Source organism: Neobacillus niacini, assembly GCF_048572935.1.
Lineage (GTDB): Bacteria > Bacillota > Bacilli > Bacillales > Cytobacillaceae > Neobacillus > Neobacillus niacini.
In genome coordinates, this window is record NZ_CP183883.1 from 3,930,539 (window position 1) to 3,948,265 (window position 17,727).

A 17,727-nucleotide genomic window follows, 5' to 3' on the forward strand; every position below is an offset into this window, starting at 1 on the left:
CATCTCCCGACTATTCAATAAACTCGATTTCTTTATTCGATTTAATAATCTGCTTTAACTTATTCGATAACGTGTTGATATACTGGTCTACATCCTCTTCTGAACGTAATTCTTTCACGACAATTAGTTCTGAGGCTCTAATCTTTTGTTTTTGCACCGTAGCAACTTGTCCACCATCATCTACGTCTTCTCCTCTTTCTATCACAACAGGAGGCTTTACCACGTTTCTTCTTTGCCATTCCTGAATTTCTTGGTTAATTTTCCGTTCATACTTTTCCTTAAAACTTGTGCTTTGAGAAATCGTTGCATCTACCTTATAAATATCAACAAATGCCTCAACTTGGCTTAATAATGCAGGATAGTAACGTTCGATTTGTTCTTTTGTTTCAGTAGATACGCCATATTGTTTCGCTTTCAGAGATAGGTAATCATAATCAACTTTAATTTTATACTTAGCATTTTCTTTCTTCTCCGATAGGACATGTTGAACTTGATTCTCAATTTTCTTGATGATTTCAGGAATCTGCTTGATTTTCCCATAAGGAATCGGATCATTTAAAATATCTGTTAATTGTGTTGCATGCTTATCAGCTTCATCACTAATGAGATACGCCTTATTTTCTTCATACTTATTGATAGCTGATAGTCCTTTATCAAAAATATCCTTTTGATCCGTACTAAAGAAGCTCTTGACGTAAGTCATGTCCTCTTCCCAATAACTAAGATCCTTTTGCAGCTCTTTCATTTTGGCGAAAAATGAAGCATTATCTAATCCTTTATGGAACTCACCAAAATACTCTAATCCTTTATTAAGTAAGCTCATACCAGGATACTTTCTACCTTCATAGCGCACCTTGAGAGCATTAATTTCATCCATTTGTTTCTCAATTAGTGTTCGAATTTCCTTCACTAAGCCGTCTTCATCATCTGGTAAGTCCGTTCTATTGAAAACTTCTTTACAAACTTTCTTGGCTATTTTAATGAGTGCTTCATCGACCTTTTTACGTTTTAGAATAATACCTTTATCTGCTTCATTTGTTTTTGTTAGTATCGTTACGATTTTACTTGCATCCACTTCTGGCTCCAAATACTCAGAATTATATCGGATACGAATTTTTTGATCCTTTAACAGTTCAGTAATCATCCGCTGAATATCCAGATCTCTCCACCCATAAGGCTTATCATGGAAACGATCTAAAATCATTTTGACTCGAATCTGCTTTTGAATCGAATCTTGAAGTGTAATAAAGTCTGAAATTTCCTTTATGGCTAATTCATTTGGTACTTGTTTTATTTCTGTACTTAAGGACATTTGCTCTTCTTTGGAGTTTAATACCGATAGAAGTTCTCTTTCACTATCTAAGAATTCCTTTACGTATCCTAATTTCGTATATACATTGTCAACTAAGGAGTTTAGAGCAGTATTGATTTTCTCCCTTACTGTTGAACCTTTAATCGTAACGTTGTCTCCGTTTATGAAGAATTGTCCACTCTTAATCGCATCTTCTAATAATTCACGAACTCTTCGTCTTCTTTCACGAACCTCTGCTTGCTTATTATTTAGGATGTTTTGAATGCTTTCTGGAAGCTGTGTAATATTCTTTTTCTTGCGATACTCCTCAATTCTTAGAACTTCTTCCATTTCTTCGATATAAGATTCATTCCCACCAAGTTTAATGATACATTCACCATTTCCCGACGACATCATCATTAATTCTTGTTCTGATTTTCCATAGTGATCTGATAATGGTGAGAGAATGGAAATGCCTATACTTGCTGTTTGATTACCATGATTCTTTTCATCCATTTTTTGATTGTAAGAAAACGAATATTCCGGTGAATAACGGTATTTTTTCTCATCATAAAGGTCTTGGAAAATATAGTTGGCAAGTTCTCTTTTGATAACATCTTCATCTACATTAATCGTTTTAATTTCTCGGTTGATATCTTGTTCATCGTCTGTTAGGAAGATAAAGAATTCACCGTTTTTCTGAACAAGCGTTTGAGAAATAAGTTTTCTTAATGCAGCTTTAATTTTTTCTTTTAGTTCTAATTTATCTTCTTCAATGTTTGTGACCATAAGCGTAGCAATATTGTCAAGATTCGCAGGAAGCTCTTTGATGTACTTAATCATAAACAACACTTTCAAGAGGTTCATATTAAATTCATCATCTTTAAGAGCAGGGTTTTCGTATGCTCCCTCAATTACCCTCGAAATGGTCGGATTAAGAAATTCTTTAATCGTATCATAGAAGGAATAGAATGGAATTAACACACCTTCTTCTGCATCCCTGAAACGTAACCCCGCTTCTTTAAATGCCGATAACATAGAACGTTCACCTTCTGAAAGGTGTTTACCAGATGAACCATGTCTTCTAACTTGTTCAAAAACATTTTGCAGAAGTTTAAACTGATAAGGAATAAATGGATAAACATCTGCAAACTCTTGTTCATTATCATATCCTCTTAAATCTGCTGTACTTTCTTTGAAGCTAATCAAGTTCTTCAAAATCGCACTTTTTTCTGGATATATCAATTTGAGCTTATCATTAGCAAAATCTTTCTTTAGTAGGATACGCTTCTTGATTACTTCATCAACAGAGATAGATGAAAGTGATAACCTGGTATCAAAGCGGCCCTGAATTCGTGAGAAGTCATCCCCCTTTACCTTGACGATACTATCAATACTCTCTTGGGAAGTAACCATGATCCACACTTTACCTTTTGCATAAGTACCTAAGTCCTCTGCAAGAGTTTGAAGATTTAGCATAAGGTTACGGCTGTCACCAATAAACTGCCCAATTTCATCGACTAAAAAGACAAGATGAAAGTTTTTACCCTTTTGGTCTATGTACTGTTTTACGTCTTTCGCAAACTTTTCGATACTGATTTCAAAATTATTGACACCATTTTCAAACCAATTTCGAGCAGACTCTTCCGACATGTCCGTAACCTTGGTTAATGCTCCTATCACATAGTCAGCATCAAAATAGAAAGTATTACGGCGGTCTACCCAATCTTCACCTGAAAGTGTCTTAAACTCGTCTCTAAAGGCTTTATAAACACCTTTTTGATCTAAGTATTTTTCCATTTCTGCCACGCCAGGGATGTCTCCGAAATAACCCCTGTGTTCATAGAATACCTTCATAAACACACGTAGGATTGCATCTTCCTTTGACTTACTATCTAAAGATGCCTTGGAGTCAATATTGAAAAGGATAACCTCTGTCTCTACATCAGCCGTACGATTCATATTTGCTAAGATTAAAGGATCTTGCAATTTATCTTGAAAAAAGTCGATTGCATTTTTATCTTTTACTTTTTTATTTTCAAGTAAATAGGCAAGGATTTTCAGGAAGTGTGATTTACCTGATCCGAAGAACCCGCTAATCCATACACCCATTTTATCTGTAGTACCGTCTACACCTTTTTGGTAGTTCTCATAAAACTTTGATAAATGCTTGTTTAACTCTCTTGTGACAACATATTCATCAAGCTCTTGATAAATATTGTCCTCGTCAGTCTGCGCTACTTTAATAACGCCTCTAATATCTCTTTCAATATCTTTCTGGAACATTTCCTTAATGATCATCTATATCCCCCTTTTCTCTAATCGACTAACCGAAAGGCCCTGTAGTAATTGTCATCTTTAAATTTCCCAAATAATTGAAGTGATTGGGTGTCATATTTTCCAGGGAAAAACATGATAACGGGTATTTTATCAATCACTTCTTGTAGGTTATTTAAAATAGTGTGTGATCTTACAAATGGATAGACTTTGCCTACACCTGTAATAAGTACAACATTGTGATCGCCCAATTGCTCTTTAATCTTTCGCAAAAATATATCAGGTTTAGCAAATGTAGTCATTGCTTTATATAGAGCTTCTTTACCCTGTTTAACTTCTACCTCAAAAGCTCGGTCAAAAATCCTCTTTTCCTTAGCGATTTCAAGTAACATCTTATATAAATCAAATTCAACAATCCTTCGGCCAGAGCCTTCGTAATTAAACTCCCTTTTTATATGATTAACATAATCCCTGACGATTAACTCTTCAATAGGTTCATAGTCAAAAACATAAAAACTAATTTCATTACCAAGCCCTCGACCTTGTATGAACTTGTCCTCTCTAATTTTTGGAATAATTTTATCAAGTCTTCTATTAATGTTAGCCATCTTTACATTCCTTTCACTCACCCATTGCTTTCAAATATGCTGTATCACCTAGAAAAGTTATTTGTCGTTTAATTTCATCATCAAATAATATCCTATTTAAATCGCATGATTTTTTATCTCTTATAAACCCAGCTTCATAAAGTATTTTCATATAAACTTGTTTCAATTTATTTAGAGTAAGTTCTGACCATTTCCCCAACTTTTCGTCTTGCTCTGCTTTTTCTATAAAGAATACATTTAAATCTTTCTTCTCAAGTAGATAATTATTAGCATTTAACTTTTCTCGAATGACTTCATTCATAAATTCAAAGAATAGTCTATCAGTCTTCATGATGGCATAGAGGTTAATAATTTTACCTATTTCTAAAGGACTACTCAATATCAAATCTTGCAGCGACTCGTCAAGCACATTTGCTCTCTTGATAATAGTCGGAACAATCCTTTTTAAACTGGAAGTTACTTTGTATTCAAATATATTATCCTCTATAATTTTTTTCTTAATATCATCATCAGATAAGCCTTTCTTTTTAAGCTTTAATACTTGTTTTAATTCATGTAGCAAAAAAGAAACCCCTGTAAGGTTTGCACTATATACTAATTCTTTTGTCATGCGTCAAAATCCTTCCTCAGAGACGGTTTATCACTACCATTCCGTAAAATCTTATCTACTACCTCTAGTCTTCGTTTCCCACATTGTTGTTGAACAACTTTTGTGAATTGGTTATTTTTCAATATCTTGTTTTGGTTATTATCAAAAATATTATTAACACCAGAAATAAGTCCTTGTTCTTTAATTTCTTCTTGCCAGTATGCATCGACGAGTTTATTTATCGCAGCTGCTACCTCTCGTTGTGTACGATAGAACATTTTCAACTCCACTAATGTCACCTCTAACTCCAATTATACTTAATTATTATTTTACTCTTACTTTTTTTGTAAGACAATACCAAATAATTTATATAAAAATAATAATCACATGTATAAAGGCTTCGCACAAATAAATTAACCATTTTCTCAATTATTCACTTAACATGATTTATATAAATTGGTATAACAGGCTGTATTTCCAGCTGCATGGTTTTATTCGTTTCCTAATTCTGCTAAAATTCACTTAGAGAAGGAGGTTATATTATTGAAGCAAATTAAAGGTCAGCCCAAAAATTTAAGACATCTACTTTCTGGAATTAAATATACTGTTCATTACTATCAGAGGGAATACATGTGGGGAAGGAAACAAATTGAGGAATTAATTGAAGACCTAACTTCAGAGTTCCTGGATCAGTATGAGTCCGGTCACGATCGGAGTGAAATCATAAATTATGGTCATTATTTCATGGGATCAATTGTATTAACTGAAAGTAATAACGAAATTGCCATTATCGATGGTCAACAAAGACTCACATCTTTAACACTACTTTTAATTTACTTATACCATGAGCTTTCAGATGTTGATGATAAGGGAATTCTCCAAAACCTCATTTATTCTAAACAGTTCGGAAAAAAGTCTTTCAATATTAATGTCATAGAAAGAAATGCTTGTTTAAATGCATTATATACAAAACAGAACTTTAACCCTGATGGGCAACCAGAATCAGTCAGAAATTTATTTGAGCGATTTCATGACATTAAAGAAGTTTTCCCTGATTCAATTAATCAGGACAGTCTACCTTTTTTTGTAGATTGGTTAATTGAAAAAGTAGATTTTATTGAAATCACCGCAACCACAGAGCAAGATGCACATAAAATATTTGTGACTATGAATGATAGAGGTCTAAGTTTAACTCCAACTGAAATGTTAAAAGGATTCTTGCTTTCAGAAATTAAAGATGACTCAAATAGAAATACAGCAAATACTGTATGGAAAAATAACGTTTTGGAATTAAAGGATCTCGGTAAAGACGAAGATTCTGACTTCATCAAAACCTGGTTACGTGCCCAATATGCTGAATCAATACGTGAAACAAAGAAAGGAGCAGTTAATCAAGATTTTGATATTATCGGTACAACCTTTCACAAGTGGTTCAGAGAAAATCTTAGTAAAATAAACCTTGAGCGAAGCTCAGACTTTGAGGATTTTATTTTAAATAAATTTTTAAAGTACGCACGTTTGTATATTCGGTTAAAACACTACTCCTCACACTTCGATAAGGATTATGAATACGTATTTTATAATGCAAATAATAATTTCACTCTACAAAACATGGTAATCCTTGCTGCTATTAATCCTGAAGATACACCTGAAGAAGAGAATAAGAAGATTAAAATGGTTTCTTGTTTCTTAGACCAATACATAATAAATAGAGTAGTGAATTTTAAAACAGTTGATTATTCCGCTATTAAAAATGCAATGTTTAATTTATCAAAGAAAATAAGAAATCTTAATATTGATCAATTGACATTAACTTTATTAAAAGAAATAAGAGAATTAAAACTCCAACATAATTTGAGTGGTATTTTAGACTTCTATTTAAATGGTTTTACAAAGCGATATATGCTACATATTATGTCTAGACTTACCTATTTTGTTGAGCAGAAAAGCAAAATAAATAGTAGCTTTGTTAATTACATTGACCGGTCTCAAAAAAATTCATATGATATTGAGCACATCTTAGCAAACGATTATAGTCTTTATTCTACAGAGTTTAATAACGAAAATGAATTTGATATATACAGGAATAAATTTGGTGCATTATTAATTTTGCCAAAGGATAAGAATAGAAGTTTTCAGGATAAACCATATAATGAAAAGCTTCAATTGTATTATAGTGAAAACTTGTTAGCCCGGTCGCTAAATGACAAGTGTTACATAAATAACCCCTCATTCTTAAAGTTTATTACTGATCATAACCTAAGCTTCAAACCCTATTCACAATTTGGGAAATCTGAGATTGAAAATAGGCAGAAACTTTATAAAGAAATATCAGAATTAATTTGGAATGAAGAGAACATAAGTTTATTAGCTTTATGAGAATTTATAGATCTGTAACTTTTAGAAAGATGATAAAGCTCAAATAAAAAAGTATATAACGATAATGGCATCATCCAACTGGATGATGTCATTTAATCCGATCTTTTATGTTAGAAAAATATTTATTAAATGATTAATGACGAGAGTTGAGGTTTACCATCTTCCTAAGATCATCCACGGTTAAAACATTATCACGATTTCTATGTAACATCCTATGACAATTTGAACATACAGGTACTAAGTCAGTACTTGGGTCAATTTCTGTTGCAACACCAAGTGTGCTCAGTGGTTTAATATGGTGAATTTCTATGAAGTCTTTGCCATGATCTCCATAAATATCTTCGAAATTGAAGTTACAAACAGTACATGTGGTACCATGAATTTCTATTGCTTTTAATCGATTTTTCGCTTTCCTTTCATATCGGTTTCCGTAATAGTGTTTGAGTTCACCGTCTTTATAAAAAGAGTCAAATTGAGCTTTATCCGCCTCTAAATCTTTTCTTACTGTTTCTTTAAGCTGAGATTTTTTTATTAGCTTAGTTTGTTGATTCACGTATTTATCCCAAATCTTATGTAGTATTTTAGCTTGGCTTTCCTTTACTAAATAGTTTGTATTGTTTGCCATACGAAGTATTAGTAAGTCATTTAGATTTGGGTTTTCACGCAGATCTGCTCTTCGTATATGATTCTCTTTAAGAAGTCGATTTTCAATAGTGATTGGAATATTATATTTTTCAGTATTTTCCTGAGTTTTTATCCAATATTTACTAGGTGGAATATTAAGGATAGAACTACCACTAACAACACCCCTTGCTATAATTCCACCTGTTCCTCTATTCTTACCATCAGATCGCCAGATATAAACAATATCTCCTGTTGAAATGTCATGAAGAAAGTGCTGTTGATTTAATGACCACCATATTTTATTGTTTTCGTTAATATATGTATCCACCTTAAAATCATCAGGGTTTCCTTGAAATATCCATGTTTTTTGATTACCACTCGATGTAGATGAATAGGTAGTTTTTGTATTCCAATTGAATTTCTTTGATTCTTCTATTTGTTTACTCCACCAAAGAAAATCATCATTACTCCTATTAAATGCTTCATAGTACCCTTTACCTGGAATATAGGTTTCTGAATTAACAATAATACCTGTAATTGCTGGCAATTTATTTTTAAAAAGCCAATCAGCTAATTCTCCTAATCCTTGAACTCTCAGACTTTGTCCATAAGTTTGCCCGATTAATTCAAGACCAATGTCTTGATGTACTTTTTTATACGAGAGGTAGGTATACGGATCTCCGGCTTTAATATCATTTAAATTATTTACCAAATATTGAAGAAGTAGTTTTGCGCTTTCTGATAACAATCTTATTCACTCCTAAACTTGATCCCCATTTTATTACCATTATTAATTCATATTAACGAATTATTTAATTAGTTTTCAGTGTTCCATAACCCAATTCCTTCTTTATATCCTTTGTGATATTCTTTAGACTCAGGAATTCTCTTTTTTAATCTAACTATAATATTTGATAAAAGGTTAATATTAAAGAATTCAGGTTTTTCTCTTTTAAATAGGATTCCTTTATTAATAGAATAATCAATCACTTCATCAGGATTTATATTTTTATTGATTATTTTCAATAACACTAGAAGTGCTTCGTCAAGTGTTATCGGGTTCTTTAGTTCTTTCTTTGGAACTTCCTTTTCTAACAATCCGGATTTCATTAACCAATACATCTTTGTAGAATACGGTATACCGAATTCGACCTCTATATATTTCAGTTCCTCAGATAATTCCTTCATTGTTTGAAACTTGTTCCTATATATATTTACCAATCCCTCAACCAACCAACTTTTTGTTACGATAGCTTCTACTAAAGATACATGATGTGTTTCCTTTTTAAACAAAGATTCCCACCTGGCAGGATATACACCTTTTACATTAAAATATTGAAAATCTTGATTATATGTAATTGGATCTTTTACTAAATCTGTAAATAATTTAAGATTGGCCATTTCTGCAGGAATAAATCTCTTTATGTCTTCAGTAATATTGATATGATGAAACTGTAAATCATTACCTTCGGATTCAATTGGAAATTTAAAATTAAATCCAGGAGTTTCTGATGGTAAAAGACTTTCAATATTATGTGTTAACCCATGTAATAAAACACTTTGGTATTCATTATAACTTGCATTGAAATCTATTGACGTATAATCATCAATACAAAAGATTTCTCCCCATAAATTAAAACATATGTCATTTAATTTATGAGAATATACTGATTCAACAGTATAGCTCTTAGTATTTAGGCAGCTCAGACCTCTATAGATTGTAATACACTCAGTGTCAGAATTTAAGCAAACTAGTGATGGTACTCCTAAAAAGTCTGTAATAAGTGCTTTGCCAACATTTAATATTCCACAGAGAAGCATCCCGTCATCTTTAATAACATTTTCTCCTACTATCCAAATATCCCGAATTCCTGCTTTTTTATATAACTCTCTTCTATCCTTAATTTCTGACGGTGAAATGTTTGAACGCTGATATTCAATGGCCCACTGTACGCCATTGTTAAATTTTATAAACACATCTGCAATTTGACCTGTCTCAGGGATATATCGTTCCAAATCTATTTCTTGTGTTTTATGATTAATTACATTTAAGAAATATTCATAGAGTATCTTCTTACCTTTTAGATGTTCAAGGCTCTCACTAACACTATTAATGCATTTTGAACTAGGGTTATGTTTAAAGTGAGGTGCTCTAACATCTCCCCATGCAATCTTAACTGATTCGTTACAAACTTGACATTTATATTCAGACCTATACTGTTCCGATGTTAACAATTCCTTCTTCTCTAAATTGACAGACAATAAGAGATTAATTGGATTATTTTTGTGTAGAGCTTTATACATTATTTCCTCCATATTCCTAATAATTTTTTTGTCATTCTATCAACTTTATCATTGTGAGTTATATCTTTTCTCGGCTCTCAATCAAATAAAGAGATTTGTATAGGCACATTTTCCTTTTCCGTTGTGGAGGTTACTATTGAGATTTTTTTGTAATATCGATCCTGTATCCCCTTATCTCCGGCGAATTCAAGACTTCCTGAATCTATTAATAATTCTAATTCACGAATGACAGTGGGATAAATTTTATATTTTCCACTTTGATATTTGTCCAATGGAGCTTGATAGTTTTTTATAAGATATTGGCAAAGCTCACTTACTAGAAATACAGGATTATTTCTGTTTTGAATGAACTCAACTATACCTTTTTCATATGAGATTGTTTCCACTGCTTTACTTATGGTATTCTTGGGCTTTATAATAGCATTAGCCTCTAAAGCCAATTGTTCATTTTGTTTTTGTAAAAGTTCCTCAAGCTCTTGGGTTAACCTACTAGGACTTTTCCCCCAGCTTCTGTCTTGCTGCGTATTAATACGTCCAGGCGAACTTGGATAATGTTGATTTTTGCCAAGATTCGTTGACCTTTTCTTTATTGGAACTTCTTTCGCTTTTTGGACAGGTGGTGAGAGGATATCCTTTACTGTCGTTACAAATTGTGAAGTTATTACTTCTTTTCCATACTGTTTTCTGTAGGAAAGCAGTTCTAATTGTTGCTCTGCCCGCGTCATTCCAACATAAAATAACCGCACAGCTTCCTCTAAAGGAAGTGTGTTACCAGACTCAGATTGTTTACAATCATCTTTTGAAGGAATAATCCCCTGAATCAAATCCACCATAAAGACACTCTTAAACTCTAAACCCTTTGAACTGTGTAAAGAGGAAAGTGTAACAACGTTTTTATTCTTATTTTCTTTTGCACCAATCATTATGGATTCGAGATGTTTGAGCCTGTTTGCAAACTCTTCAATCGTATTTAATGACTCGGCAATTTCTTCTAAAGTGTAAAGAATTCCAATTAAAAAATCTTGGTTGAAACCCAATTCCTCGGACATGCTCATTAGCTTATCCTCATAGCCAAATTCATACCGAATCAAATGGATTACTTGGAGAGGAGTTTTCCCTTTCATCAATTGAAAGTTATTTTTACAGTTTTTTATTAACATTACCTGGTAATCACTCAACTTCGTGAAATTTAGTAAATTATCAAATATTGAATGATTGTTATTGGCTTGCTTTATTTGAGCGAGGTGCTCCTTTGATAGATATAAGCTTAGCTTTGTATAAATCCTCTCAAAAATCTCAGGTTTTCTGTCATTGAAGCTCAAGCGCATAAAGTTTAATACGTCCTTGACTACCCAATGTGAAAAGAAACGAATCTCATGATCCTTGATATAAAAAGGAATACCTGCTTGATCAAATTCATTTATGATCGAGATAGCGGATGAATTATTTCTAAATAAAACGGCAAAATCTTTTAGATTCTCTATACCTGCTATTTTTTCAACCAAATACTTTGATTGGTATTTATAATCGGCAAAATTCTTAATTCCAATGGGTTTATGTGCCGGGTTTTTTGTAAACATGTTCTTATCATAACGATTTTTGTTTTGTTTAATAAATTGGTTTGCAGCGTCAACTATATTCTTTGATGACCGGTAATTTTGCCCCATCATCAGAATTTCAGTATGTGGATATATTTGCTTAAAGTTCAGCAAATATTGCGGTTCTGCCCCACGCCAAGCATAAATTGACTGGTCGTCATCGGCTACCATATACAGATTTCCATGATTTCTAACCAACTTCTCAATAATGGAATGTTGAACCATGGACGTATCTTGGCTTTCATCAGTAAGAAAATAATCATACTTTTGCTGGTATTCGTTAAGTAATCCACTATCTTTCTCTAATGCCTCATTCGCTAACGTCAACATATCATCAAAATCCACTAATAACCTACTCGTACCCGTTTTCTTATAATTTTCATATTCTTTATAAATTTGCTGGACATTTGGAATCTCGCATTTTATGGTCGCCCAATCTTTTTCCTGAAGTAATTTGTTTTTTATTAGAGTTATGTAGGTTATTAATTCATCCATTTGATCCTCGGTGATTTTTTCTCCAACAATTCTTCTAAATATATCCTTCAAGATTTGTTTCTTATTCTTTTCTTCTAGAAAATTATAGGTAGTATTCATTTTGTTTAGGTAATCTTTTACTACCTGATATGCAAGACTGTGAATAGTTGAAAAATCAACTGCGTCTTTTGAATGATTCGAAAAGAAGTGAGTAAACCTATTCTTCATATCGGAAGCGGCTGCTTTGCTGTAGGTCACTGCTTTTATTCGGGTCGGATTTACTCCCTTTTCTTCAATTAAATACCCTATTCTCATAATTGTCGTAGTCGTTTTACCTGAGCCTGGTGAGGCTAATAATAGTAATGGTCCCTCAGTATGAAGAACAGCCTTTTTTTGGACTTCATTCAAGGAAACCCCTAATTCCTTATTCTTACGATCAAAAAAATCTTGGTTATTGCTCAAAACATATTCACCTCGGTGCCCACAAGTTAACTGATTCGATATTACTATTATACTGAAGTTATGTTTTATTATGGATAAAATTACATAATGTAAGCGTCATTAATATTCTACTTTTTTGGCAGGTCACTGGTATTTTCTCTATAAAATCCCTGTCACTAGTCGAAATCTGTAGTATTTAACAAGTGAAAGGCACTTATTTATCTGGAAGTTTCAATATCTGGTTTCTAAGTAGCATTTTTTTTTTATAAATCAAAAGTTAGAATAGCCGTCAACAGATATTATTTTGGTAACTGAACCAGTACTAAGTGTATGTATTTCTTTTATACTTTTAAATAATTTATAACCAGGTGTATTAACAAAATACCCAATTCCTTTAGTTATTCTTAATATTCTTATTTTACCAAAATATAACACAGTAATATATCTAGAGTTAATCTAATAACAAAAAAGGCAGCGGTCTCGTCGCTGCCTATCGTCTCGTTTATTCCATTAAAAAAGATATCTGTTCATGTTCTGAAAGCAGATTTATTAACCTATCGTATATTTTAAAAATATCCATCATCATATCCATATCACCAAAAATCAGGAGCAACCTCAAATGATTCCATATCCTGTAGTCCAATAAACAAGTATAATACCCAAATTCTACTAAACCATATGTAAAATTTCTTTTAAAATGGCTTGTATTTCATTATTTTGGTCTCTTGATTCCAGTTCTTCCTTGCTATTAACATATTGGAATGCCTGCCAAATACTTTCTCCAAACCCATTTAAAATTAAATTTTCTTCGGAAGAGCTTGCAGCAACTTCATCTGAATCCAACCCAGCATTATCTTGCCAAATACTTAAATCCAGATCGTTCTTTTTTAATCCATTTTTCATATCAAAATAATCCTTCTGAGTGTCATTGAAAATAAAAAACGGATGATTTTCATTAACTCCTTGAGCAATTAGGGCTTGATCTGGGAGATAATTTTCTATTTCTCTTTTTGACAAAATCTTTAATGGGACTCCTAATGAATTACATAAACGAATTAGTTTTTCTTTCTTTCTTCTCTCTTTATCATTAAGGTAAAGACCAGGTGCAACATGATCACTATCTATAATGCAAATAACCCTATGCTTACACTGATAATGTTCGATTTGGTTTTTTATATTACTACCCCCTCCATTAATAAATTCCAGTCTTAGTTTGCTTAAATCTTCTTCTTGGATTTGTTCTAGTAACTCTAAACTTTTCATAATAAATAACTTATCAGATCTAATATCTTCTAATACAACTTTAAGCTTATCTCCAACAAAACTTTCAAGTATATCGATACTAATAATCTCACAAACTCTTCCATTTTCCTCAATTCTTAATCTATGACCATCGACTAACAATAAAAGTTGTGCATTTGGGTATTGTCTTTCAATTTCCGATTTTGTTTGTTCAATACTATTTTTATTCGGTAATATTTTTACATAATAATTCGGTGGCTCTAAGCCACCTCCCTTAAGTGATTCCTTTTTAATTTGTTTAATGATGAATTCTCTGAAACTACTTAGCTCATTAATATTATATAGTTCTTCATCATCGTTTAATGTTAACCACCAACTATGATAACCACTTTCAAAAAAATAAAAAAGATACTTTAATGCAGTAAGGATTTGAGGATTAGTCTTTCCTTCTTTAAGAACATCATCTGCAATATTTATTACCACAAAATATCTCCCTTTCGATTCTTTTCCTTTATTGCCTTTCTTAATGCAATCGTTTCTTGATAATCCTCTTCAAAAAAGCCTTCCGGCCATTCCGGAATATTACCGTTTTCATCTATATCCAATTTTTTAATTTTATTCGTATTATCATTTTTATCTTTGTAAGTAAAATATAATGCAACATCATCCTTGTTTAATTTTCCTTCTACAATATATCGTCTTAGTCTAATTAACATGTGTTCACTATGTGTCTCAATTAAAAAATGTTTATTCTTATTCTTTTTTATAGCAAGTAAAAATAAGTCTATTAAAGCAGATTGCGCTGCTGGATGTAAATGTAATTCTGGCTGTTCAATTATATGTAGACCATAATTGTATAATCTTTTATTTGGTCTATTTCTATTATTACTATTGGAATTATCCATTAAAGCTTGTACAATTATTGGAATAAGTTGAGACAATCCGTGCCCTACATCGATTAAATTATTTGTGACGTTTGTAATATGGTCCTTTATCATAATCCTAAAAATGTCAGTGTGAGTATTTAAATCACTACCTAATAAATTCTCAATTGAAAGACTAAAGCCCAAATGTTCTTTTAGATATTTTGATACTTCACGAATAAGTTTTCCATCTTTTTTACTATCTTGTGCTAATATTACTGGAGCAAACTCTCCATCAGCACCTACATAATTTACTGCATTCTCCTTATAACGATATGTTCTTTCAGGTGTAACCCTAAACGGACCTATATAAAAAATTTCATTAGCAATTGAATTAAAGTATCTATTTAAACTAATAAAAAAATAGTAAAACCTATCAAAAATTTCATCGTTAACTTTTCCTTCATTTAAATTAGCAACTCTAAAATCTGGTAAGAATTTATCAAAATATACACTATCTTTGTTAAGTTTAAATTCGTTCCCATCATAATGCATACGGGCTGTTTTCATTTCATCTGTAACGTCCATTGAGAAAATTTCTCTATTTGTTTGACCATCGGTTATACTAAACTTATCAACTTGTAAAAACCTATTGCTATTAAGTGAGATTTGCACCATTAAAATTAATTCATTTAGTTCCGCAAAAAACTCCTTAAAAACCCTCATAGGAATTGGTACTTGTCTAATAATATCTCTCTTACTAATTTTTATTTTAAAGGACATAAACTGGCTAGTATCGTGTTGATAAATTACATCATCATAGTTGCCATAGTCGATTGTTTTCCCATAAAATAATAAAGGAGCAATCGAGTCATCTAAAAAAGATTGCCTTAAAACCAGTGGAAATCTAAGAACACTGCTTTTCCCAGAACTATTTTGCCCTATTACAATTGAAATAGGTTTTAACTCAATTTCTCCACTATCCTTAAAACCTTTTATATTTTCCAAATGAAAGCTTTTCATGTTATTTCCTCCTCTTTTATTAATAATATATATTACTTTATCATAATTCCCACTAATTTCTAGTTACCTAGACATTTTATTTACTTTTATTCTTTACTAAAACTTCCATTCTAAGTTGGGAGTTTGATGTCCAATTTGGATCATTTATGTTGTTTGAATCTATAAATTGTTTAAAATGAAAAATTTATTGTGTACCTCCGCTTTGGTACTGTTTTATTTGCGTGTTTAATAAAAATTAATCAAATGTTGATAACACAATAAACATGTAATACCTATTAATAGGGTGGATCATGATAAATGCTACTCTTGCGTACCCCTCTTTTAGCAGTGTCCCTTGAATCATTCACCATAAACAAATACATAGGACAACAGGCGCCCGTAGGAAACTCCTATGTTTCGCTTTTCAAACTCTAATGTTAACTTTCCGATGTTTACTAGCTCGCTATTCCTTATGGAAGTGTCCTTTACTTAAAGTTGGACCCAGGTTTTTGGACTTTTTGACTCCGGTGCATCAATTGCAAGTTGAAAATCTAGTAAATATTCATTAGAGTTCAATGGGGTTTGATGAAATATTCTTGTATAAAAATGGATTGCATCTTCCTCGCTTGCTGCAAAGATAAAAACAATATCCATCTGATTCATTTTCAGTGAGTAAATGCAATTTTTCTGAATAACCAATACATTATTTTGGATCAATTCTTTTACTTTCTGAAGGTCTGCTTTTACTAATTCTATTTAGGCTGCGTCGTCATCTAATGATAGTTTCTTCTATAATAAGTGGTAGATGTAATTGGCCAAAAAGGATATTTCATAAAGGATACAATCAAGGTAAAGATCTTTCACTAACATGGGATAACACCTCAGTAGTAGATTTTATATCGTTCATCCGTTTCGTCCTTGAGTGGTTAGATAACAGTATACTTCGCTTCCTTTGGGTCCTCTATCTTTCCTGTATGCTCACTGTAATTGACTTCAATTGATCCAACTGGACCATTTCGATTTTTCGAGATATTGATTTCAAGGGAATGATTATCCGTTTCCTTGTCATAATAATTTTAAAGAAATAAGAACAAAATGACATCAGCCCCCCGTTCAACACTGCCAGATTCCCGAATATCAGAAATCATCGACCGTTTATTGACACTTGATTCCACCGATCGATTGAGCTGCGCCAAACAAATGACCAGACAATCGAATTCCTTTGCCTTTGTTCTGAGGGATTTGGAAATCTCCTTCGTAAGATTGACTTGATAGAATGAGTGTTAAATAGAAAAATGATGAATCAATTTCCACACAAGAAACCGATACTTTTTATAGATTTGTTTTCGCTCTCATTTCAGCAATCGTTTGTCCAGCGCCATCAATATTTGCATATTAGTTTCTCCGAGATCACTAATTACATCAAATACATCAAACCATTTATTCTTTTGTTTTTGAGAAAACATTCCTTTTGGATCACCCATTAAACGGGAGGTTATGAGCTTTTCAGGTATTACTAAGGAAAATACGTGAGGCAGAAATCCTGCCCAAACCGACATATTAACAAAATGAAGCATCACATCGGTTTTTCCCATCAATGGTCTTGCTGCACAGAATGGTCACTTCCCCAACTTGGAAACCTTATGTCATTTCGTCGAGGTATACCCGTTATTGCACTTCTAAAACATCATCGTAGAACTGATCAACATTTACCTTGCTGTTTGCATCATAAAGAGTAGAAAGCAGTTGCACTAAAAAATGGTTAGCGTTCTGAACTCCCCCGCCGAACATTCCTGAATGCAAATCCGTAATCGCCGTTATAAGGGAGACCTCCAGAGCACACAGACCTCTTAAAGAATACGTAATAGCAGGAACTCCTTTATCCCACATATCAGAATCGGATATGACCACTATATTACAGGCAGTTTTTCTTTATTTTCGGATAAAAACTGTGGAAGATGAGGACTTCCGACTTCTTCTTCTCCTTCGTTGCAAACTCTTACTTATAGGTGTTGGGAGTTACATACTAATATCC

At 32.3% G+C, this 17,727-nt stretch carries 13 protein-coding genes; 1 reads left to right on the forward strand and 12 read right to left on the reverse strand.

What is annotated here, in order from left to right:
• Positions 1-10: 10 nt before the first annotated feature.
• Genes brxC through ACN6MT_RS19410 form a run of 4 tightly spaced genes read right to left on the reverse strand, consistent with a single transcriptional unit; the run spans position 11 to position 5,043 of the window.
• Positions 11-3,592: a BREX system P-loop protein BrxC gene (gene brxC, locus ACN6MT_RS19395; protein ID WP_419887594.1), complete on the reverse strand. Its 3,582-nt coding sequence runs from the start codon at positions 3,590-3,592 to the stop codon at positions 11-13.
• 17 nt (positions 3,593-3,609) lie between these two features.
• Positions 3,610-4,176, reverse strand: a complete 567-nt coding sequence (locus tag ACN6MT_RS19400) for a DUF1788 domain-containing protein (protein ID WP_419887595.1) — start codon at positions 4,174-4,176, stop codon at positions 3,610-3,612.
• Between the two features lie 13 nt (positions 4,177-4,189).
• Positions 4,190-4,786 carry a DUF1819 family protein gene (locus tag ACN6MT_RS19405; protein ID WP_419887596.1) on the reverse strand — a complete coding sequence of 199 codons (597 nt, stop codon included), beginning with the start codon at positions 4,784-4,786 and terminating at the stop codon, positions 4,190-4,192.
• The gene (locus tag ACN6MT_RS19410; RefSeq protein WP_419887597.1) at positions 4,783-5,043 is read right to left on the reverse strand and encodes a TIGR04540 family protein; all 261 of its coding nucleotides are present in this window, start codon (positions 5,041-5,043) and stop codon (positions 4,783-4,785) included. The genes ACN6MT_RS19405 and ACN6MT_RS19410 overlap by 4 nt, the downstream gene beginning before the upstream one ends.
• 265 nt (positions 5,044-5,308) lie before the next feature.
• Between ACN6MT_RS19410 and ACN6MT_RS19415 the strand changes: the two genes are divergently transcribed.
• Entirely contained in the window at positions 5,309-7,144 is a 1,836-nt protein-coding gene (locus tag ACN6MT_RS19415; protein ID WP_419887598.1) for a DUF262 domain-containing protein, read from the forward strand.
• A gap of 133 nt (positions 7,145-7,277) precedes the next feature.
• Here ACN6MT_RS19415 and ACN6MT_RS19420 read toward each other — a convergent pair whose 3' ends face one another.
• The 8 genes from ACN6MT_RS19420 to ACN6MT_RS19455 form a co-directional block, all read right to left on the reverse strand.
• Positions 7,278-8,516 carry an EVE domain-containing protein gene (locus tag ACN6MT_RS19420; protein WP_419887599.1) on the reverse strand — a complete coding sequence of 413 codons (1,239 nt, stop codon included), beginning with the start codon at positions 8,514-8,516 and terminating at the stop codon, positions 7,278-7,280.
• A gap of 68 nt (positions 8,517-8,584) precedes the next feature.
• Positions 8,585-10,072, reverse strand: a complete 1,488-nt coding sequence (locus ACN6MT_RS19425) for a competence protein CoiA (protein WP_419887600.1) — start codon at positions 10,070-10,072, stop codon at positions 8,585-8,587.
• A gap of 77 nt (positions 10,073-10,149) precedes the next feature.
• Positions 10,150-12,606: a UvrD-helicase domain-containing protein gene (locus ACN6MT_RS19430; RefSeq protein ID WP_419887601.1), complete on the reverse strand. Its 2,457-nt coding sequence runs from the start codon at positions 12,604-12,606 to the stop codon at positions 10,150-10,152.
• Between the two features lie 648 nt (positions 12,607-13,254).
• On the reverse strand, positions 13,255-14,310 hold the full coding sequence (locus tag ACN6MT_RS19435; protein ID WP_419887602.1) for a hypothetical protein: 1,056 nt from the start codon (positions 14,308-14,310) through the stop codon (positions 13,255-13,257).
• Entirely contained in the window at positions 14,304-15,713 is a 1,410-nt protein-coding gene (locus ACN6MT_RS19440) for a DUF3696 domain-containing protein (RefSeq protein ID WP_419887603.1), read from the reverse strand. Before ACN6MT_RS19440 ends, ACN6MT_RS19435 begins: the two co-directional genes overlap by 7 nt.
• A gap of 468 nt (positions 15,714-16,181) precedes the next feature.
• Entirely contained in the window at positions 16,182-16,409 is a 228-nt protein-coding gene (locus tag ACN6MT_RS19445) for a hypothetical protein (RefSeq protein ID WP_419887604.1), read from the reverse strand.
• Between the two features lie 359 nt (positions 16,410-16,768).
• Entirely contained in the window at positions 16,769-16,888 is a 120-nt protein-coding gene (locus ACN6MT_RS19450) for a DnaB-like helicase C-terminal domain-containing protein (RefSeq protein ID WP_419887605.1), read from the reverse strand.
• 156 nt (positions 16,889-17,044) lie between these two features.
• On the reverse strand, positions 17,045-17,287 hold the full coding sequence (locus ACN6MT_RS19455) for a hypothetical protein (RefSeq protein ID WP_419887606.1): 243 nt from the start codon (positions 17,285-17,287) through the stop codon (positions 17,045-17,047).
• Between the last annotated feature and the right edge of the window lie 440 nt (positions 17,288-17,727).